Source organism: Amycolatopsis mediterranei (assembly GCF_026017845.1).
GTDB lineage: Bacteria > Actinomycetota > Actinomycetes > Mycobacteriales > Pseudonocardiaceae > Amycolatopsis > Amycolatopsis mediterranei.
On sequence record NZ_CP100416.1, the window covers coordinates 1991772 to 2010721 of the forward strand.

General features: G+C 70.7%; 20 protein-coding genes. 3 read left to right on the forward strand and 17 right to left on the reverse strand.

Going from position 1 to position 18950, the window contains the following annotated elements; translation table 11 throughout:
* Positions 1–90: 90 nt before the first annotated feature.
* The 4 genes from ISP_RS09470 to ISP_RS09485 form a co-directional block, all read right to left on the reverse strand.
* Positions 91–702 (reverse strand): DUF6801 domain-containing protein, encoded by a 612-nt coding sequence (locus ISP_RS09470; protein WP_013223660.1) that lies wholly within the window; start codon positions 700–702, stop codon positions 91–93.
* Positions 703–753: 51 nt separating this feature from the next.
* Entirely contained in the window at positions 754–1335 is a 582-nt protein-coding gene (locus ISP_RS09475; RefSeq protein WP_230468746.1) for a DUF6801 domain-containing protein, read from the reverse strand.
* Between the two features lie 19 nt (positions 1336–1354).
* Positions 1355–2773: a DUF6801 domain-containing protein gene (locus tag ISP_RS09480; RefSeq protein ID WP_230468747.1), complete on the reverse strand. Its 1419-nt coding sequence runs from the start codon at positions 2771–2773 to the stop codon at positions 1355–1357.
* A 78-nt stretch (positions 2774–2851) separates the two neighbouring features.
* Positions 2852–3490 carry a DUF6801 domain-containing protein gene (locus tag ISP_RS09485; RefSeq protein WP_013223663.1) on the reverse strand — a complete coding sequence of 213 codons (639 nt, stop codon included), beginning with the start codon at positions 3488–3490 and terminating at the stop codon, positions 2852–2854.
* Positions 3491–3913: 423 nt separating this feature from the next.
* On the opposite strand from ISP_RS09485, the gene ISP_RS09490 reads away from it, so the two are divergent.
* The gene (locus ISP_RS09490; RefSeq protein ID WP_013223664.1) at positions 3914–4810 is read left to right on the forward strand and encodes an RCC1 domain-containing protein; all 897 of its coding nucleotides are present in this window, start codon (positions 3914–3916) and stop codon (positions 4808–4810) included.
* Positions 4811–4849: 39 nt separating this feature from the next.
* Here the strand turns inward: ISP_RS09490 and ISP_RS09495 are convergent, their stop codons facing one another.
* The 13 genes from ISP_RS09495 to ISP_RS09555 all read right to left on the reverse strand — a co-directional run bounded on the left by ISP_RS09495 (position 4850) and on the right by ISP_RS09555 (position 18171).
* Entirely contained in the window at positions 4850–5497 is a 648-nt protein-coding gene (locus ISP_RS09495) for a hypothetical protein (protein ID WP_013223665.1), read from the reverse strand.
* A gap of 79 nt (positions 5498–5576) precedes the next feature.
* On the reverse strand, positions 5577–6521 hold the full coding sequence (locus tag ISP_RS09500; protein ID WP_013223666.1) for a prolipoprotein diacylglyceryl transferase: 945 nt from the start codon (positions 6519–6521) through the stop codon (positions 5577–5579).
* On the reverse strand, positions 6518–7021 hold the full coding sequence (locus ISP_RS09505) for a hypothetical protein (RefSeq protein WP_013223667.1): 504 nt from the start codon (positions 7019–7021) through the stop codon (positions 6518–6520). Before ISP_RS09505 ends, ISP_RS09500 begins: the two co-directional genes overlap by 4 nt.
* Positions 7009–8217 (reverse strand): MCE family protein, encoded by a 1209-nt coding sequence (locus ISP_RS09510; RefSeq protein ID WP_013223668.1) that lies wholly within the window; start codon positions 8215–8217, stop codon positions 7009–7011. Before ISP_RS09510 ends, ISP_RS09505 begins: the two co-directional genes overlap by 13 nt.
* The gene (locus ISP_RS09515) at positions 8217–9305 is read right to left on the reverse strand and encodes an MCE family protein (RefSeq protein WP_013223669.1); all 1089 of its coding nucleotides are present in this window, start codon (positions 9303–9305) and stop codon (positions 8217–8219) included. Before ISP_RS09515 ends, ISP_RS09510 begins: the two co-directional genes overlap by 1 nt.
* Before the next feature lie 74 nt (positions 9306–9379).
* Positions 9380–10417, reverse strand: a complete 1038-nt coding sequence (locus tag ISP_RS09520) for an MCE family protein (RefSeq protein ID WP_013223670.1) — start codon at positions 10415–10417, stop codon at positions 9380–9382.
* Positions 10414–11406, reverse strand: a complete 993-nt coding sequence (locus ISP_RS09525; protein ID WP_013223671.1) for an MCE family protein — start codon at positions 11404–11406, stop codon at positions 10414–10416. Before ISP_RS09525 ends, ISP_RS09520 begins: the two co-directional genes overlap by 4 nt.
* Entirely contained in the window at positions 11403–12407 is a 1005-nt protein-coding gene (locus ISP_RS09530; RefSeq protein WP_013223672.1) for an MCE family protein, read from the reverse strand. Before ISP_RS09530 ends, ISP_RS09525 begins: the two co-directional genes overlap by 4 nt.
* Positions 12404–13678, reverse strand: coding sequence for an MCE family protein (locus ISP_RS09535; RefSeq protein ID WP_013223673.1), 1275 nt, complete (start codon positions 13676–13678; stop codon positions 12404–12406). Before ISP_RS09535 ends, ISP_RS09530 begins: the two co-directional genes overlap by 4 nt.
* Positions 13675–14526, reverse strand: coding sequence for an MlaE family ABC transporter permease (locus tag ISP_RS09540; protein ID WP_013223674.1), 852 nt, complete (start codon positions 14524–14526; stop codon positions 13675–13677). Before ISP_RS09540 ends, ISP_RS09535 begins: the two co-directional genes overlap by 4 nt.
* Before the next feature lies 1 nt (position 14527).
* Positions 14528–15322, reverse strand: coding sequence for an MlaE family ABC transporter permease (locus ISP_RS09545; protein ID WP_013223675.1), 795 nt, complete (start codon positions 15320–15322; stop codon positions 14528–14530).
* A 465-nt stretch (positions 15323–15787) separates the two neighbouring features.
* Positions 15788–16780, reverse strand: coding sequence for an LLM class flavin-dependent oxidoreductase (locus ISP_RS09550; protein ID WP_200876256.1), 993 nt, complete (start codon positions 16778–16780; stop codon positions 15788–15790).
* Between the two features lie 8 nt (positions 16781–16788).
* A complete protein-coding gene (locus ISP_RS09555; protein ID WP_013223677.1) occupies positions 16789–18171 on the reverse strand; it encodes an FAD-dependent monooxygenase in 1383 nt (460 codons plus the stop codon).
* A gap of 54 nt (positions 18172–18225) precedes the next feature.
* Here ISP_RS09555 and ISP_RS09560 point away from each other — a divergent pair, with 54 nt between their 5' ends.
* Both ISP_RS09560 and ISP_RS09565 read left to right on the forward strand, forming a co-directional pair.
* Positions 18226–18429: a helix-turn-helix domain-containing protein gene (locus ISP_RS09560; protein WP_013223678.1), complete on the forward strand. Its 204-nt coding sequence runs from the start codon at positions 18226–18228 to the stop codon at positions 18427–18429.
* Between the two features lies 1 nt (position 18430).
* Complete coding sequence (locus tag ISP_RS09565; protein ID WP_013223679.1) at positions 18431–18901, forward strand: Clp protease N-terminal domain-containing protein; 471 nt, start codon at positions 18431–18433, stop codon at positions 18899–18901.
* Positions 18902–18950 lie beyond the last annotated feature (49 nt).

Below are 18950 nucleotides of genomic sequence, written 5' to 3' on the forward strand. Positions count from 1 at the left end.
GAGGGACGCCAACGCACGCGCCGCCGAAATGCAGGCGGAACGCACCGGCCGGTGAGGGCGCGCGTCCACACCGGACTTCGCCATACCCCGTCAGGTCACCGGGATCGACGGGCTGAACTCCGGGTTCTGCGGCGGGTTCGTCACCCTGATGTTGCACGTCATGGTCCACGGGTTCCACACACCGGTGGACTTCTTGTGGACCTCGAGGGTGAAGGTGGCCGTGGTGGTGACCTTGACCGTGGCCGTGCCGGGCGGGCCCGCGGTCAGTGACGGCACCACCGCACCCGGCCCCTGCTCGAACTGGATCTCGAAGGCGCCACCGGCGGGATAGATCTGCTCGGGCACGGTCAGCCCGGTGGCCGACGGCCCGGAGAGCGTCGCGCCGGTCGCTGACAGGCCCAGGTCGACGTGGCCGCGGAAGCCGTCGTAGCCGTAGGCGGTCAAGATCGCGTGGGGACCCGCTTCGAACCGCACGCCGCCACCCACGCCGGCCGGCGTGACCGTGGTGCCCGAGGCGACGGAGTCCGGGGCGTCGAACCGGGTTGTCATGGTCCCGGGTTGCGGGGTGACGCCCGGGAGCAGGTCGCAGGCGTTGATGACGGGACCGGTCTGGTACGTGACGGTCGCGGCGGATGCCGGGCCGGCCATGGGCACCGCCATCGCGGCGGCGCACGAAACCGTGGTGAGGACGCGCAGGATCATCCGACTCCCCTTCGAATTGTCCACAATGGATGCTACCCTTGGGAAGCTGCGTCAGCCGATCACGATGGCCGGCTGGAACGAGACGTTCTGCGCCGGGTTGGTCACCTTCAGCGGGCAGCTCACCGACCAGACGACCCAGGTTCCGGTCGACGCCCGGTGGAGCTGGAGCCCGTCGGAGAGGCCCGGGCCCATCGCGAACGCGACCGTGCCGGCGGGCTCGGCCGTGAACGTCTGGACCGGCCCGGCCACGTGGAGCGTGATCGAGCCCGTCGTGCCGATCGGCTGCTCCGGGAACTCTCCGCCGACCGATCCGGATGCCGGAGCCGCGCCCGAGACGGTGAACGACCCGCCGAGCGAGCCGCGGACCGCGTCGTAGCCGGAACTGCGCAGGAAGGCGCGCACGTTGCTCGGGATGACCTGTGTCGCGGCGGGCACTACCGTGAACGGCTGCCCGGGGTTGAGATCGGTGACGTCCAGCTGGGCGGTCAGCATCGTGGCTTGCGGTGTGAGGCCCGGGAAAGCGCAGGTGTAGGTCAGCGCGCCGGTCTGCACCGTCACCGTCGCCGCGGCTGCCGTTCCCGTCGCCACCCCCGTGACGAGCAACGCTGCTGCGAGCGCCGTTCCAATCCCCATCGTTCCCCCTCGACTCGGTTTACCTCGGTTTCGCGGCCGCCTTCGCCGCCGCAGCCGGTGAGCCCTGCTTGGGCGGAAGGGTGTCTTCCGGGCACTTGGTGTGGTCGGGCTCGGTGCACCCGTTCAGGTTGTAGGTGTCGATTTTGGCCTCGTTGCCCTCGCCCGAGCTCATGCCGGAGAGCAGCTTGGTCAGGTCCTGGCTGCCGGAGCCGCAGTCGCGGAATTCGGGCAGCGTGAAGTTCGGGTCCTTGATGTGGCCGGTGGTGAAGGGGTCGTAGTGACCGCTTACGTGGAGCGTGATCGACTTCGCCGTCACGCAGTCGGGGCCGACATCGACCGGGACGCCGTTGATCTTCACGCCGCTCACCCGGCCCATCACGTTCAGCTGGGTGCTCAGCCAGATCTCGTTGTCGTCGCCGGTGTACAGCCCGCCGCCGATTTCGATCATCTTGCTGTTGAGGTAGTCCTCCGGCAGGAACTCGACGGTCGCGGTCACCGGCACGAACCCGAACGCGAGGAACGTGGTGGTCGCCGGCTTGAACACCGCCGACCCGGAGACGCGGGACCCGCCGGTGTCGAGGTCCACCGAGAAGAACCCGTTGATCAGGAGGGCCGGGTCGGACACGACGGTCGCACCCAGCCTCTTGATGGTCGACTTCGTGAAGACGGTGATGAGGCCGAGCGGCACGGTGTATTCGTTCGCGGGTGGTGGCTCGTCTTCCAGCGCGGCTGCAGCACCGAGAGCGGCCTTTTGCTCGGGACCCGCCGTCGGCTGGACGAGGATCGTGCCCAGCGTCGCCTGCTGATCGGGGTCGAGGGTGCACGCGATCGGCGGCGCCGGCGGGGCGGCGGGCGTGGCCGGGGCGTCGGGGGCGGCGGCCGGGTCGGACGCCGGGACGGCGGTCAGCGTGAGCGACGGCGCGGTGACGTCGAAGGTGACCGAGCCGACGGTGTTGATCGCAATCTCCGGCACGTCACCGGTGGCCGTGAGGGTGACGTCGCCGGTTTCCGGCACGGGCGTCGGCGCCACGGTGAGGGGGACCGGGATCTTGTCCGAGCGTTCGCCCTGGTGCACGGCGAGGGCGAGTTGCACCGCGCCCTGCAGCGAACCGGAGGTGGCGCCGGCGGGCAGGAGCGACAGCGCGACATCGCGGGGGAGGCTCAACTGCACCGAGTACTTGCTGATCGTCGCCGAAGTGCCGCTCTTCGCCTGGCTGGGCAAGGTCGCCGAGGTTTCGACGGTGAGCTTGCGCGGGCCGAGCGGATCGGCGAAGGGGCAGGTCACCGAGACCGACGCCGTCGCCGTCTTCTCCGGCGGGGCAGCGGGGGCGGGGGCGGCCGAACCGACCCCGGTCAGTGCGCCGTTCGCCGCGGACAGCAGGCCGGCGGCCGCCAGCGCGGTCACCGTGACGGAGCGGGGCCGGACTCGACGGGGCATCGGTTTCCCTGGTGTTCGGAAGCGGAGACGGAGGATCCCGGTGCGGGCCCGGCGAGGGGCCCGCACCGGGAAACCCGGTCAGGAGACGGTGATGCTCGGGCTGAACGCGACGTTCTGCGCCGGGTTGGTGACCTTCAGGGTGCAGCTCATCGTCCACGGCGTCCAGGTGTTGTTCGACTTCTTGTGGAACTCGAGGCTCGCCGTGACCGTGTTGCCCATCGACAGGGTGTCGGTGCCCGCCTCCGCCGGAGCGGTGTAGGTCGGAACGCTGGAGGTCTCGACCTGCGAGATGTTCACCGTGATCGGGCCGCCGGCCGGGTAGATGGTCTCCGGGATGTTCAGCCCGGTGGCCGCCGGCTGCGACAGGGTGCCCGATGCCGCCGTCACCGGCACCGTGGCGGTGCCGCGGATGCCGTCGTAGCCGACCGCGGTGAGCAGCGCGTGGACACCGGCGCTGATCGTCGCGGCGCCGCCCACGTTGGCCGGGGTGAGGGTGCCGCCGGCCGCGACGGAGTCCTCGGCGTCCAGGTGCGACGTGACGAGGACCGGCTGCGGCGAGACGCCGGGGAAGGTGCAGGTGTAGGTCAGCGGCGTGGTGCCACCGGCGGTGTAGGTGACCGTGGCGGCGGCCGCGGTGCCCGCGGTCAGCACCGCGATGGCGCCGACGGCGGTAGCGGTGGTCGCGATTCCGGCGGACAGCCTGCTGAGTCGGGACATACCCATCTCCTTTGATTCAGTACAGTCTCGGCTTTGGCTGATCGATTGCTCGCCGTCGCTGTGCTCCCATCACGTTCGCCCGCCCCCATTGCCCCGAGCGGCAGGACGTGAATTCACCGACGTGCGAGGTGGAGGTTCATCTGCCGGAAACGAGGCTACTCGTGAGTTCATTACGGAACAAGACTTTGTGGCATCGGTAGTCCGCCGCGCCGGGGTGGTCCGGTTTTCTTGTCCGGGCGCGAGCAGGCTCGGCGGGAGGTTCTATCGGATTTTGACAAAGAACCACCGCGGTGTCGAAGGGTGACTGGAACGGTCTACCATTCACGATCTTGCCGAAGCAATCTGAGATAACGAAACGGGAGAAAGGAGGCTACCGTGCCACTTACTTCACGTTGTGAACGGGTATCGCTCAGGGGAGCCGTATTGACGGTCTCGGCGGCGATGGCCCTGTCACTCTGTGCGTCGCCGGCGTCCGCGGCCACCGTGGGCGGGGTGATCGGCTGGGGGAAGCCGGACTTCGGCGTCACTGTTCCCCCGGCGGCGGCGCTGACCGGGGTCACCGCCGTGTCGGCGGGTACCACGACCGTGCTCGCGTTGAAGGGCGGGGTGGTCCTCGCGTGGGGCGCGAACAACTGGGGCGCCAACGAAGTGCCCGCCGCGGCACTGTCCGGGGTCGGCCAGATCGCGTCGGGCTGGGGGCACGAGCTCGCGCTCAAGAATGGCACGGTTCTGGCCTGGGGCAACGATTGGTACGGCCAGACCGACCTGCCCGCATCGGTGACCGGTGGTGTCACGGCGATCTCGACGTCCTACATGCACAGCCTGGCCCTCAAGCAGAGCGGTCAGGTGGTGAGCTGGGGCAGCCGGACCGACGTGCCGGCGGCCGCGCAGTCCGGCGTGACCGCGATCGCCGCCGGTGGCGACCACAACGTGGTGATCAAGAACGGCGGCGTGCTGGCGTGGGGCAGCAACGTCTACGGGCAGACGACCGTGCCGACGGCCCTGTCGTCGGGGGTCACCGCGGTGTCCGCCGGGTTCCAGCACAGCATCGCCTTGAAGGACGGCCGCGTCTACGCGTGGGGCCGCAACAACTACGGTCAGGCGACCGTCCCCGATGCGGCCTTGTCGGACATCGTGGGCATCGATGCCGGGGCCAACCACAACCTGGCCTTCAAGTCCAATGGCGACATCATCGCGTGGGGTTCGAACGTCGTCGGCGAGACCCTCCCGGATCCGCCCCCGTGCGGGCCGGTCTTCGCCGTCTCGGCCGGGGACAGCGACAGCTTCGCGCTGAAGGAAGATCCCACCACGCCGTGCTGAGCGGGCGGGTGGCGGGCGGGGTGCCCGCCACCCGTCGCGTCAGCTGACGTCGCTGGTCAGGTCGAGCGAAATGGTGTTGCCCGGCCCGGAAACCAGGGCGCCGAGCGCGATGTCGGCGAGGAAGCAGTTGTTGAACTCCGGGATGGTGTAGGTCGAGCTGAGCGTGATGGTCGGCGAGGTGATGTCGATGTTCGGCGCGACCAGGTCCATTTCGATCGGCGTCTTCGTCTTGCAGGCGCCGGGCAGGGTCGGCAGCGGGATGGTCGGTTCGCTGAGGATGCCGAAGTAGATGTCGGAGATCTCCATGTTGGACTTGGCGTGCGCGGTCAGCGTGCCGTCGGCGAGGGTCCCGGTGGACGGCCCGAGCGGGACCACCTTCACCGTCGCCTTGATCCGGAACAAGCCGGCGACCAGGGAGATGTTGGCCTGGGCGGGCGGCAGCGCCAGGTCCGCGCTGAGGCCGACCGAGCCGGTCTGGTCGTCGATGATGAGGTTGCCCTTGAGGGTGCCGGGGCCGAGCGTCATGGCGCTGCCGGTCTTCTTCACCGTGGTGGAACCGGTCACCTTGTAGGACACGGGGATTTGGATGACGTCGGCCGAAGCCGGCGTCACGGCCACCCCGCCGAGCACGACGGCCGCCGCCGACGTGAGCACGGCCAGTCTCTTCAGCTGCGTTGCCACGGACATGGTTGTCCTCCTTTTGCGTTTCCCGGCCATTTCCGGGTGCTCCCGGAAACGGTTGCGTGCGGTGTTGCGGCGGAGCGGGTCAGCGCGGTTCGAGTGCGGTGATGACCCAGCCGCCGGGGGTGTGCTCCGCGGTCACGGAAAGCTGCGCCGCGGCGCTGTCGGTCGCATTGTTGTCGGCCCGGACGGCTGATTGATCGAGAAAGACGAGTAACCGCGCGTGACCATTTTTGAGTTCCTGGACGGCGATGGCCGAAACGCGCGAAGTGAGCACGAGTTTCTGTTCCGGCGCTTTCCGCTTGACTTCGGCGAAGAGCTTGTCGTAGGAATCTTTGGCCGACCCGCGCAACACGGCGGCGGCGGCCTTTTCGGTGACGTCGGTCCGGTCGTAGGAATAGGAGAAGATCCGGTTGACGGCGAGGCTGACGGCGGAGCTCACATCGGCGGTGGCGCCGACGTCGGTGAGCGCCAGGTTCGCGGCGGCGGGGGTGTTCGCGGCGGAGCGGGCTTCGAGGGTGAACCAGACACCGGCCCCGGCGAGGACGAGGGTGGCGGCGAGGAGGAGGGCGGGGAGGCGGCGCCAGACGGGCCGGGGCTTGGGAGGCTCGGCTTCGGCGGGGTCTGTCTCGGCGGCTTCCGGCTCGGGGGGAGTAGCTGTGCTGTCGGGGTCGAGCTGGGCGGCTGTGGTCGGGTCTGCTTCGGCCGCGCTGGGTTCGGTGGGCGTGGCGCTGCCGGGCTCGGCGGTGGAGGTGGCATCGGTCGGCGCGGCTGCGCCGCCGCTTTCGGTGGTCGGCTTGGTGGGGGCGGCTGCGCCGCCGCTTTCGGCGGTCGGCTTGGCCGGGGCGGCTTCGGCCTCGGTGGCGCCGGGCTCGGCCTCTTCGGCGGTGGGTTCGCCCTCGACCGAGTCGTGGGCGGCACTGCCTCCGAAGCCGCGTCCGGGATCACCCTCGGCGGTGTTCGCGTTAACGGCACCCGGCTCCGCCGCGAGCTCCTCCGCCGCCCGGGCGGCCGTCTTCGCGCGGCTCATCGGGCACCCACCGGCAGCTGGTCCAGCGCGCTCAACTTCCACCCGTCCGGCGTCCGGCTCAGCGCCGCCGCGAAGCGGTTGCGCTTGACCGCCGGGGCCGTGCCCTGCTTGGCCATCGTGATCTCCACCGAGGCCAGCAGCTTCGCCGTGCCCGCGTGCTCGTCCAGCTCGCTCAGGCCTGCGTCCACCACGCGGCCCGTCGCCACCGTGGCGTTCGCCGCCAAGGTCTTCTTCGTCGTCTCGTCCGTGCGGGCCAGCTGGTCGTGCAGCGGGCCCGTCGAGGCCGACAACCACTTGCCCAGGCCGGCGTTCACGTCGTGGTAGTCCAGCGTGTTCAGCTCGGCCACCAGCGTGCGGCCGGTGGCCAGCGCCTCGTCGCGAGCCACCCCGTACGTCACCGAAGAAGCGTGGGCCGCCGAGTACCAGGAATAGCCCGACCAGCCCGCGAACACGGCCGCCGAGGCGGCCAGCACCACCGGGACGATCCTCAGCGCAGCCACAGCACCTCCCCGAGGGTCGTCGCCGTCGCCTGCGTCCCGAGTGACAGCGGGTTCGTCAGCCCGCCCGGCAGCACCGCGGCCGGGACCGGCGGGTGCGGCGCGTTCTGCGAGCCGCGCACCGAGCTCGGGTCCCCGTACGGGAGCGTGCAGGCCGCGTCGGTGTTGAACGGCATCGGCGAGAGGTCCCTGCTCGACCGGTCCGGCGTCTTCTCGTAGCCCTGGCGGCACGGCGGCGGGTCGTTGAAGTTCAGCACCAGCCCCATCCGCAGCTGGTCACCCCGGTCGTTCAACGCCGACCCGACCGTCGCGACCGCGCGGGGCACGTCGGACAGCAGCTGCTCCTCCGCCGCCGTGCGGGTGCCGAACACCCGGGCCGTCGTCAGCAGGTTGGCCAGCAGGATCGGCAGGCCGGGATCGTTCTCCTTGAGCAGTCCGCCGAGCTCGGACGCCGCCGGCGGTGCGGCGGCGATCAGCCGCCGCAGGTCGCCGTCGGAGTTCGCCAGCTGCTGGGCGAAGACGCGCGCGTTGCTGCTGAACGAGCGCCACTCCCCGGAGGAGTCGATCTGGGTCCGCAGCACCGTGGCGCCGTCGCCGATCAGCTTCGACGTCTGCGGCAGGTGGCTGCTCGCCTCCTGGGTGAACGTCGTCGCCGAGTCCATCAGGGTCTGCAGGTCCGGGCCCGCGCCGCGCAGGGCGTCGTCGAGCTCGTTCACCACCGTGCGCAGGTCCTGGGTCGGCACCGACGCGGTGAACGAGTCCAGGTCCGTCAGCAGGCTGTTCACCGGCAGCGGCAGCGTCGTCGACTCGCGCCGGATGACCGAACTGCCGTCGAGGTAGGGCGCGTCGGCCGTGCGCGGCTGCAGGTCGACGTACTGCTCGCCGACCGCCGAGCGGTTCGCCACCACGGCCCGCGAGTCGGCCGGGATGGGTGGGGCCGCGTCGTCGATCAGCAGGTCCGCCTCCATCCCGGTGACGGTGAGCCGCAGCTCGCCGACCCGGCCCACGGCGACGCCGCGGTAGGTCACCTCGCCGTTGGTGAAAAGGCCGCCGCCCTCGGCGAGCTCGAGCTTCACCGTGTAGCTACCGGAGCCGAACAGCCGGCCCAGCCCGGCGTAGTTCGCGCCGACGAACGCCGTCGTGGCCAGCGCGATCACGACGAACAGGACGACCTGGACGCGGACTCTGTTGCTCAGCATCAGCGGCCTCCGGAGGGAGCCGGGGTCTTGCTCACCGACGGGAAGACCGGCAGGCCCGTCTCGGGGACACCCTCGCCGAGCGGGGGCAGCGGCACACCGGGCGCCGGGATCATCGAGACGAAGGCGTTGACGTAGTCGCCCTTCACCGTGTTCAGCACCGAGTCCGGGAACGGGAACGTCGGCAGCATCTGCAGCGACTGCGGCAGGTTCTCCCCGGCCGCGGCCAGCTGCCCGAGGATCGGCGCCAGCGCACGCAGGTCGGCCACCATGTCGGCGCGGCTGCGGTCGACGACGTCGGTGGCGACCGTGCCGAGCCGGTCCAGCGACTGCAGCATCGACACGAGCTGGGTGCGCTGGTCGGTGAGCGTCTGCAGCCCCGGCGTCAGGTCGGTCAGCGCACCGGAGACCTGCTCGTGGCGGTTCGCCAGCGTGGCCGACAGCCGGTTCAGCCCGTCGAGCGCTTCGGTGATGTTCGAGCGGTGCGCGTCCAGGTCGGTCACCAGGGTGTTCACCCCGGAGAGGAACGACCGGATCTGTTCTTCGTTGCCGTCCATCACCTTCGACAGTTCACGGTTGATCGTCTGCAGCTGCCCGATCCCGCCGCCGTTGAGCAGCAGGGACAGGGCGCCGAAGATCTCTTCGAACTCGGGGTTGCGGTTGGTGCGGTCCAGGGTGATCGTGGCGCCGTTCGCCAGCCGCCCGGTGCCGGCGTTCTTCGCGTCGGCGGTTTTCGTGTCACCGTCCGGCGGAGCCAGTTCGACGAACTTCTCGCCGAGCAGACTGGACTGGCGCAGCCGCGCGACCGCGTTCGCGGGCAGCACGACGTCGCCGTTGACCTCCAGCACCGTTTCGGCCGTCCAGCCGTCGCCGCCCAGCCGGACTTCCCGCACCCGGCCGACCGGGACGTCCCCGACCTTCACCGCGGCCTGCGGCACGAGGTCGAGCACATCGGCGAACTGCACGGTCACCGAGTACGGGTGGTCGCCGACGTCGGCGCCACCGGGCAGGGGCAGGTCGTAGACGCCCTTGAACTCCCCCGACGAGCAGCCCGCGAGCGTCAGGCACCCGACGGCGAAGACGGCGAGCACGCGGTGTCTTCTGGGGCCGAGCCCCAGGCCCCGGCCGGGGGGCAAGCCCCCCTGGACCCCCCGAATGCGGCGTGTCATCGCCCGCCTCCGTTGGTGTAAGTGTCGCCCGTGACCGGCAGCGGCAGCGGCGGCTGGAGGTAGTAGTCGAAGGTGCCGCGGCCGAGCAGCCGCCCGGTGGCCGGGTCGACCGCGTCGAGCACGTTCGTCACCGCCAGCGGCGCGACGTCGAGCGTTTCGGCCAGCGACGCGCGCTGCTCGACGAGGGTCCGCGTGGTCGTCACCAGGTTGTCCACGTTGGCCTTGAGCGCGCCGCGGTTGTCGCGGATGAAGCCCTGGACGTCGGCGAGCGCGCGGCCGAGGCCGTCGAGGGCCTGCGCCAGCTCGCCGCTGTTGGCCGCGAGGGTGCCGGAGATCTGCGCCAGCTGCTGGTTGACGTTGCTCACCTGGCTGTCGTTGGTGGCCAGCATGGTGGTGAACTGCTGCAGCTCGCTGACCGTGCCGAACAGGTCGCTCGAGTTGCCGGCCAGCGTGCGGGCCAGCTGGGCGAAGTTGCGGACGCTGTCGTTGACCGTGCGGCCGTTGCCCTGCAGGTTCTGCGCGCCGGTCTTCAGCAGGTCCGACAGCGCGCCCTGGGCGTTGGCGCCGTTCGGGCCGAGCGCCTTCGAGATCGTGTCGAGGCTGGCGTAGAGCTGGTCGAGCTCCACCGGGGTGGCCGTCCGCTGGATCGGGATCGTCGCGCCGTCCGGCAGCCGCGGCCCGCCGCGGGCCGGCTTGGCGAACTGCAGGTAGCGGTCGGCGACGACGCTGGGCGCGATCACCAGGAGCGTCGTGTCTTCGGCGACGCCGACCGAGCCGTCGATGCTCATGTCCACCTGCACCTGCTCGCCGCGCGGGGCGACCGCGTCGACCTGGCCGATCCGGACGCCGAGCACGCGCACGTCCGAACCGGGGTAGACGCCGACCGCGCGGGTGAAGAACGCCGTGACGTGGTGCTGCCCGGAGCCGGAGAACACCCACCACAGCGCGGCCGTGACGACGAGGGCGAGCAGCAGGGCGGCGGCGACGAAACGGCTCGCCAGGACGCCGGCGCGGGTTGTGGTCAGCGCGCTCACTTGGCCCCTCCCGGGTTCTTCGGCGGGGTGCAGGGGTCGTGGTTCTCGGGCAGCAGCCCGCAGAGGTAGGCGTCGATCCAGTGGCCGTTGCCGGTCGTGTTGGTGAGCACCCGGAAGTACGGGCCGGCCAGCTGCAGGCCCTTGGTGAGGTTGTCGTTCTGCCGCTTGAGCAGGTCGGTGACCTGGTTGAGCGACTGCAGGGCCGGCTTCAGCGCGTCGCTGTCGTCCCGCACCAGCCCGCTGAGCTGGCCGGCCAGCCGCGCCGAGCCGTCCAGCAGGTCCCGGATGGCGTCGCGGCGGCTGTTCAGCTCGGTGAGCAGCAGGTTGCCGTCGCCGATCAGCTTCTCGAAGTCGTCGTTCGAGTTCGCCAGCGTCGTGGTCAGCTTCCGGGCGTTGGCCAGCAGCTCGGCGATCTGGCTGTCGCGGCTGGAGACCGTCTTGGACAGCCGGGAGAGCCCGTCGAGTGCGCTGCGGACGTGTTCGGGGGAGTTGCGGAAGGTGTCCGACAACGTGGTGAAGCTGTCCGCGAGCTGCTTGGTGTCGATCGCGCCCACGGTGTCGGCGAGGCCGTTGAAGGCGTCGGTGACGTCGTAGGGCGTGACCGTCCGGGTCCGCGGGATGGGCCGGCCCGGGTCCTGGACACCGTCGCCGGTGGGGTTGAGCGCGAGGAACTTGCGGCCCAGCAAGGTCTTGATCTTGATCTCGGCGGACGTGCGGTCCCCGATCCAGGCGTTCTTGACCCGGAAGGAGACGAGGACGTGGTCGTCGGCCAGCTGCACGCCGCGGACCTCGCCGACCTTGATGCCGGCGATCCGGACCTCGTCGTCGGACTGCAGGCCGGCGGCTTCGGAGAACTCGGCCTCGTACGTGGTGCCGCCGCCGACGATCGGGAGGTTGTCGTAGTTGAGCGTCACCGTCAGCAGCGCGGCCAGCGCGACACTGCCGATCACCCCGAGGACGATCGGGTTGCGCTCCTTGAAGGATTTCACGATTGGCACCTCGGCGTCTCCGTCAGCACCCCGCGCGGCGGCGTGGCTTCGAGCGTGGCGCGGCAGAGGAAGAAGTTCATCCAGGAGCCGTAGGAAGCGGTCCGGCCGATTTCGTTGAACTTCACCGGCAGGTTGGTCAGGAAGCTGTCCACATCGGACTGGTTCTGGGCCAGTGTCCCGGCGACGTCCCGCAGGCCGGCGATGCTGTCCTTCAGCGGCGGGCGGGCCTGCTCGAACAGCCCCGCGGTGGACTCGGTCAGCGCGCCGATCCCGCTGATGGCGTCGCCGATCGCGGCGCGGTCGCCCGCCAGCCCGGAGACCAGCTGCCGCAGGGTGGACACGAGGTTCGCCAGCGCGTCGCCCTTGCCGTTGACCGTCTTCAGGACCGTGTTGAGGTTCCCGATGACCTCGCCGATCACCTTGTCGCGCCCGGCGAGGGTGGTGGTCAGCGAGCCGGTGTGCAGCAGCAGGCTCTCGACGGTGCCGCCTTCGCCCTGCAGCACCTGGACGATCTCGCCGGAGAGCTCGTTGACGTCCTTCGGCGACAGCGCCTGGAACAGCGGTTTGAAGCCGTTGAAGAGGTCGGTGAGGTCCAGCGCGGGTGTCGTGCGGTCCAGCGGGATCTCGGCACCCTGCGGCAGCTGCTCCCGGGTGCCGGTGGTCCCGCGTTCCAGGGCGACGTACCGCTGGCCGACCATGTTGCGGTACTTGATGACCGCGCGGACGTCGGCGGGCAGCCGACGGCCCTGGTCGAGGGAGAACCCGACCACCGCCCGGTTGCGGTCGCCGATGTCGAGGGACTCGACCTGGCCGACGCGGACTCCGGAGATGCGCACGTCGTCGCCGACGTTGAGCGAAGTCGCGTCGAGGAATTTGGCCGTGTAGCGCTCGGTGGCGCCGACGCCGGAGTTGGTGATGGAGATGGCCAGCAGCGTCGTCGCCAGCGCCGTGACGGCGATGAAGATGAGGCTCTTGATCAGCGGGGCGGCGATGTTCCTCACTTGAGCGTCACCTCCGTGCCGCGGTAGAGCGGCCCGACGAGCACGCTGCTCCAGGCCGGCACCTCGGCCGTCGGCACCCCGATCGACGGCGCGACCAGGGTGGACAGCAGCTGCTCCTCCTGCGGCGAGTTCGCGATCCCGAGGTCACCCTGGCCACCGGCGAGCAGCGGGTGCCCGGCGGTACCCGGGGCCGCCGCGGCGGTGCCGATCGTCGGGGAGACGCCGGAGGGGTAGCACCGGGGCTCGCCGCCGCCGGTGAAGCGCGGGTCGTCCCGGCCCGGCAGGTACTTGCCGCTGTCGGGGACGACCGCGACGTCGGCGTGCATGCCCGGTTCGCGCGTGCCCGCGCCGAGCACCTTGTCCATGGATTTCCTCAGTGCGTTGAGCGAGCCGATCGTGCAGGCGAAGCTGGGGGAGTACTTCGCCGCGATCTCCAGCGGCGCGCGGCTGTCGGCGGCCAGGGAGATGAGGTTGTCCCGGTTGCCGGCCAGGAAAGTGGCGACCTCCTGGGACGACGACGTCACCTGCTGGTACACCCCGGCCAGGTCGGCCTGCTTCTCCTTGACCGTGTTGAGCGTGACCGCCGAGTCGGTGAGGGCGTCGAGGAGGTCGGGCGCGATGTCGCCGTAGAGCCGGGAAACTCCTGCGAGGTCCTTCAGGTCCGAGGTCAGCTGCGGGAGCTCGGGGTTGAACTCCTTGAGGTAGTCCGCGGCGGTGGACAGCGTCTTCCCGAGCTGCTCGCCGCGTCCCTCCAGTGCCGTCGAAACCGCGGTCAGCGTCGTCGCCAGCTTCTGCGGCTGGACGGCTTTCAGCAGCGGCAGCAGGTTGTCGAAGACCCGTTCCAGTTCCACCGCGTTCGCCGAATGGTCCTGCTCGATGACGTCGCCGGCGGCCAGGTGCGGCGCGCGCTCGCCGTCCGGGATGGACAGCTGGACGTACCGCTCGCCGAACAGCGTCTTCGGGACGAGCAGCGCGGAGACGTTGCGGGGCAGCATGTCCACCTTGCCCGGTTCGAGAGCAAGCGCTATCTCGGCACCCTGCGGGGTGGCCCGGACGCCGCGGATCTCGCCGACGAGCACACCGCGGGCCTTGACCTGGCCGCCCGGCGAGAGCTGGTTGCCGATGCGGCTCGCCTTGAGCGTCACCGGGACCGTGGTGACGAAGTCCTTGTCGTACACCTTGATCGAGAGCGTCACCAGCACGCCCATCACCACGAGGAACAGCACGCCGGCGGTGCGGACCCCGGCCTTGCGGCGGGTTTCCCTTCTCATCCGGCCACCTGCACGGTCGTCGTCGCGCCCCAGATCGCCAGGGACAGGAAGAAGTCGAGGACGCTGATCGCGACGATCGCGGTGCGCACCGCGCGGCCGACCGCGACACCGACGCCGGCCGGGCCGCCGCTCGCGCGGAAGCCGTAGTAGCAGTGCGCCAGGACCACCACGATGCTGAACACCAGGACCTTCCCGAACGACCACAGCACGTCGCCGGGCGGGAGGAACAGCAGGAAGTAGTGGTCGTAGGTGCCCGCGGACTGGCCGAAGAACCACACGGTGATCTGCCGCGAGGCGAGGTAGCTCGACAGCAGCCCGATCGCGTAGAGCGGGATGACGGCGAGGAAGCCGGCGATCACCCGGGTCGTCACCAGGTAGGGGACGCTGGGGATGCCCATGACTTCGAGGGCGTCGATCTCCTCGGAGATCCGCATCGCGCCGAGCTGGGCGGTGAAGCCGCAGCCGACGGTGGCGGACAACGCGAGGCCGCTGACCAGCGGCGCGATCTCGCGGGTGTTGAAGTAGGCGGAGACGAACCCGGCGAACGCCGACGTCCCGACCTGGTTCAGCGCGGAGTAGCCCTGCAGGCCGACGACCGTGCCGGTGGCGACGGTCATCCCGATCATCACGCCGATCGTGCCGCCGATGACGGCCAGCGCGCCGCTGCCGAAGCTGACCTCGGCCAGCAGGCGGACGACCTCGCGCAGGTAGCGGCGCAGCGCCCGCGGGGTCCAGGCGATCGCGCGGATGAAGAAGAGGATCTGGTCGCCGAGGGTGTCGAGGAAGCCGAACCGGCGGTCGACGGCCTCGCGTACCCGCGCGGTTCTCGGGAGGTCCGTGGTCGTCACTTCAGCTCCCCTTGGGCGGAACGAGTTGCAGGTAGACGGTGGTGAGGATCAGGTTCAGCACGAACAGCAGCAGGAACGTGATGACGACCGACTGGTTGACCGCGTCGCCGACGCCCTTCGGGCCGCCCTTGGGGTTGAGGCCGCGGTAGGAGGCGACCACCCCGGCGACGAAGCCGAAGATGAGGGCCTTGATCTCGCTGATCCACAGGTCGGGCAGCTGGGCCAGGGCCGAGAAGCTGGCCAGGTAGGCGCCCGGGGTGCCGTGCTGCATGATCACGTTGAAGAAGTAGCCGCCGAGCACGCCGACGACGCTGACCATGCCGTTGAGGAAGACCGCGACCCCCATCGCGGCGAGCACCCGCGGCACGATCAGCCGCTGCACGGGCGAGACGCCGAGGACTTCCATGGCGTCGATCTCTTCGCGGATGGTCCGGGAGCCGAGGTCGGCGCACATCGCGCTGCCACCCGCGCCGGCGATGAGCAGCGCGGTGACGATCGGGCTGGCCTGCTGGATGATCGCGAGCACGCTCGCCGCGCCGGTGAACGACTGCGCGCCGATCTGCGTGGTCAGCGAGCCGATGTGCAGCGCGATCACCGCGCCGAACGGGATCGAGACCAGCGCCGTCGGCAGGATCGACACGCTCGCGATGAACCAGAACTGCTGGATCAGCTCCCGCGCCTGGAACGGGCGGCGGAAGGTCAGCCGGACGACGTCGAGGCCGAGTCCGTAGAGCCGTCCGGTCTGCCGCAGTGCGGCCGCCCCCGGGAACGACGCCGTCGTCGTCCGTTCGGCCATTCGTGTGCCTCCAGCGGTTTCGGCGGCACGCCGAATACACCCGAGATGACCAAGGGGAAATGGACCGAATGGACTAACAATTGTCGGCCATTCACGGTCTCGGGTGTACCGTGCCGTTTCCTACTGGTCGGTACGCTAACGACGGCCTTGCTGGGAGACAAGAACTTGAGCAGGATCACGGGGTCACGGGCTGGTAACCGCGCATTTCTTGTCCGGGGCTGACAAACGGACCCGATCTTGTTGTCAGCGGAGGAAAAGAAACTCCGCTCGCGACCCCGCCCGCGCTTGACGAACCACCCCGGTTTGTCAATTCCCGCGCACCGCAGCGGACGACACGCGTACGTGACCGGACGACACGCGTACTCAGGCGGACGACACGCGGAAGCCGGGCAGGCGTGGCCGTGTCGTCCGTCCAGGTACGCGTGTCGTCCTTGCGGGTACGCGTGTCGTCCGGCCGGGTACGGGTCAGGACTTGAGGGCGGCGAGGAGTTCGTAGGAGCGGACGCGGTCGGCGTGGCCGTGGACCATCGTGGTGACCATCAGCTCGTCCGCGCCGGTGTCGGCCAGCAGCTGCTCGAGTCCCTTTTGGACGGTTTCCGGCGAGCCGACGATGCTGGAGCCGAAGCGCTCGGCCAGGAACGCGCGGTCCATCTCGGTGTACGGGTACTCCGCGGCTTCTTCCGGTGTCGGCAGTGCGATCGGGCGGCCGCGGCGGAGGCTGAGGAACGTCAGCCCGCTGGGGCCGGCCAGGAAGCGGGCGCGCTCGTCGGTTTCGGCGGCGACCACGGACACGCCGAGCATCACGTACGGCTCGTCGAGCACGCCCGGCCGGAAGTTCTCGCGGTAGAGCTGGACGGCCGGGATGGTGTTCTCGGCGGCGAAGTGGTGGGCGAAGGAGAACGGCAGCCCGAGCCGCCCGGCGAGCTGGGCGCTGAAGCCGCTCGAACCGAGCAGCCACACCGGCGGCTGGTTGCCTTCGGCCACCACGGCGTTGACCCCGCGGGCCTCCGAATGGGTGAAGTAGCCGATCAGCTCCTGCAGGTGCTCCGGGAAGTTCTCCGCGGACAGCCCGCCGGGACCGCGCAGCGCCAGCGCCGTGCGCTGGTCGGTGCCGGGTGCGCGGCCGATGCCGAGGTCGATCCGGCCGGGGTGGAACGCCTCCAGGGTGCCGAACTGCTCGGCGACGACCAGTGGCGCGTGGTTGGGCAGCATGATCCCGCCCGACCCGACGCGGATCCGCTCGGTGGCGTCGGCGACGTGCCCGATCAGCACGACGGTGGCCGAGCTGGCGATGCCGGGCATGTTGTGGTGCTCGGCCAGCCAGTAGCGGTGGTAGCCCAGCCGTTCCGCGGCGCGGGCGAGGTCCAGGGTGTTGCGCAGCGTCTCGCCGACGGTGTTCCCCTCCGAAACGGGGGACAGGTCGAGCACGGACAGCGGCACGTCAGGCAATGAGCTCACAACCGGGGTCAACGCCCCGGTGCCGTCATTGCTTCCCGAAGCGCGGCCGGATCACCGCCGCGGAAGGTCACGACGCCGTCCGGGCGCACGAGCAGGGCGTCGGCCGGGGCGTCCGGGCAGGCGGCTGTGACGATCTTCACGTCCGGACCGGCGGCTTCTCTCAGGTCGGCGCGGTCGGCGAAGTCGAACAGCACGGTCCGCGCGGCGCGCATGACTTCCGCCACGCGGATCGGCTCGCCGCCGACGGTCAGGGGCAGGTCGGGCACGTACGGCAGCTCGTCGGCGTCCCGCAGGAGCCCGGCCAGGTGCCGGGTCGCCTCGGGAAACGCGGCCAGCTCGCCGAAGAGCGTCCGCAGGGCGTCGCCGTCCTCGCCGGTCAGGCGGTCGAGCAGGGCCTGGACGCGGGTCTGCGTCAACGTCCGCGCGGCCACCGGGTGCCGCTCGGCGTGGTAGCTGTCGAGCAGCGCCTCCCCGGCGGTTCCGCGCACGACGGCGGCGAGCTTCCAGCCCAGGTTGACCGCGTCCAGCAGCCCGACGTTGAGCGACGACCCACCGGCCGGGAAGAGGTGCGCGGCATCGCCGGCGAGCAGCACGTGCCCGGCCCGGTACCGGACGGCGAGCCGCGCCGAACTCGCCGTCCGCGACAGCCAGAGCGGTTCCCCGAGCGGCAGGTCGGTGCCGAGGACCCGCCGGACGGCGTCGCGGAACTCGGCCAGGGTCGGCTCGCCGGGTGGCTCCGGCGTCACTTCGCGCACGCCGGCGATCACGACGCCCGGCGTCAGCGACGTCACTAGCACGCGGCCGCCGGGCCGGCGGTTCCAGCCGCGCTCCAGTCCCGCCACCGTGGCGAAGAGGTCCACGTCCGCCCGGAAATGCCCGAGGCGCATCAGCTCGTCGCCGGTGGTGCCGGGGAAGCCGATGCCGGCCAGCTCGCGGACGCGGCTGTGTGCGCCGTCGCAGCCGGCGATGTACCGCGGCTCGATGCGGTACTCGCCGTCCGGGCCGCGGACGGTGCCGAGGTCCACCAGTTCGTGACCGCGCCGGATTTCGGCGCCGAGCTCGGTCGCGCGCTCCTCCAGCAGGGCCTCCATCCGTGGCTGCTGCAGCATGAGCGCACGCAGCGGCGCGTCCGGCCCGGAGAAGTGGAGGGGGACCGGCCCGAACGGGAAGCCGGGGACGGGGCCGGCGAACGTCGCCTCGGCCCGGAACCGGTCGAGGAGTCCCCGGTGGTCCAGCTGCTCGACGATCCGGCCGCCGAGCCCGTTCGCCCGCGGCCGCCGGTCCGGTTCGGTCCGCCGGTCCAGGACCACCACCTTCGCGCCGCCGAGCCGCAGCTCCGCCGCCAGCATCAGGCCCACCGGGCCCGCTCCGATCACCGCGATTTCCATCATGCCCTCCCGGCTGTCAGTTCAAACTGACGACAATGTCAGGCTAGACTGACACTCGTGGAAGCGGAAGAGCTTTCGGGACGCGTCTCGGAAACGGACCCGGCGGTGGCGCTGCGGGCGGTGGGCGCCCTGCACCGGCTCGCCGAGCAGGTGGAAGCGGCGGCCGTCGCGCACGCACGGGAGCGGGGCTGGTCGTGGGAGCAGATCGGGGACGCGCTCGGCGTCGCCCGGCAGTCCGTGCACGCCAAGTACGGGAAGTGAGGTGCTCGTGCTCGACCGGCTGATCGCCAAGAGCCCGTTCGCCGTCGTGGTGACGGCGGCCCTGGAGGAGTCCCGCCGCCGCGGCGACCGGCGGCTCGGCACCGAACACCTGCTGCTGGGCCTGCTGCACGACCCGGACAGCGCGCTCGCGCTCGGCATCGGCCTGGCCGAGGCCCGTGCGGCGCTGGACCGCCTCGACCGGGCGGCCTTGGCGGCGCTCGGCATCGAGGTCGAAGGCCTCCGCCCGGCCGAAGTCCCGGCGCGGCGCGGAAAGCTGACGCTGGGGGCGTTCACCTCCGGTGCGCGCGCGGTCGTCAACGAGGCGATCGGCGGGACGCCGCGGCCGCGGGATCCGGCGCAGCTGCTGCGGGTGCTGGTGAAGCTGAGCCCGCCCGACCCGGCGGCCGATCTGCTGGCGGAACTCGGCGTCGACCGGGAAGCGGTTCACCGGTGGCTGGATTCCCGCACCTGACCGCGCGCTTTTGGCTACGGTGGGCGAACCGGAAAAGGAACAACGGGAG